Origin of the sequence: Streptomyces hirsutus (assembly GCF_001418415.1) — a bacterium.
Lineage (GTDB): Bacteria > Actinomycetota > Actinomycetes > Streptomycetales > Streptomycetaceae > Streptomyces > Streptomyces hirsutus.
Window position 1 is genome coordinate 1 of record NZ_LIQT01000776.1, and the last position, 1,022, is coordinate 1,022.

The window sequence follows — 1,022 nt, forward strand, 5'->3', positions numbered from 1 at the left end:
GATCAGAACAAGCCGTCCTGCGCTCCCGCCCCCTCCCCGGTCCTCTTGAGCGCCTTGAGCACCTTGACCGGCACGTCGAACCTCCTCCCCTCCGCCGGAACCAGCCCCCATCCGGGCAGGAACCGCGTATCCAGCACCACGACGCCGCCCTCCGTCGCCAGATGCAGATCGGGCCCGGCGGCGGCCACCAGTTCCCCGCTCACCGCGCTCCCGGGAACCAGCTCGCTCACTTCCCCGAAGGCGGCCGGTGCCCCCGCCAGCCCGAACACCTCGACATGGTCGACGGGCCGGAACACCTCACGGTCCAGCGACTCCGGCCACCCGGCCAGGGCGACCGCCCGCCCGTGCAACTCCGCCAGCTCCGCAGCCCGTTCGGCCTCCGTGTCCGGAAGCACCGCGCGTACCGCCCGCTTGTCCGCGTAGGGAATCCGGTCGGGCACCCGGAGTGCGGCGCGCAGCAGCTCCTCGGTGCGCCGCGCCGCCATCAGCGGCCCGGTCCCCAGCCAGCTGAAGCAGACCGCCCCCTGCTCCAGCAGCCGCGCCGGGCCCCGCGCCACACCGGTGATCCCGACCTTGACCATCCCGGGACCGAACCAGGCCAGATATACGCGGTACGGCCGCGGATCGTCCGCGAGGGTGTCGGCGGCCACGGAGTGCGCCCGGTCCAGCCGCGCGCACTCCTCGCACCGCGCTCCCGTGCCCCGCCCCGGCACCACCGCGCCGAGCGGACACGCATTCCCCCGTGCCCCCACGCATGTCCGCACTCCTCCTTCCGCGACCGCGAAGGCCACTCGTTTCCTCCAGGTCAACGCGCTGTGCCGCCCGCCGTCCCACGCCAGCACGGGACCGCTTGCCGACCACCGCAGCCCCGAACATCTCCACGCCTGTGCCATCGCTGCCGAGCGTAGGGGTCGTCACTGACAACGGGCGCGCGAAGCCTCAGCGCACGGGGCCACCGGCGTCAACGGGACCCGGCTCCCCGGCACCGCTCCTGGGCCCGGGGACGGAGACGGGGGCGGGGG

1 protein-coding gene is annotated in these 1,022 nt (G+C 74.3%); it reads right to left on the reverse strand.

Features of this window, described 5'->3' with window-relative positions:
• Positions 1–2: 2 nt before the first annotated feature.
• The gene (locus AOK11_RS38540; RefSeq protein WP_079035345.1) at positions 3–893 is read right to left on the reverse strand and encodes a DUF2797 domain-containing protein; all 891 of its coding nucleotides are present in this window, start codon (positions 891–893) and stop codon (positions 3–5) included.
• Positions 894–1,022: the final 129 nt, after the last annotated feature.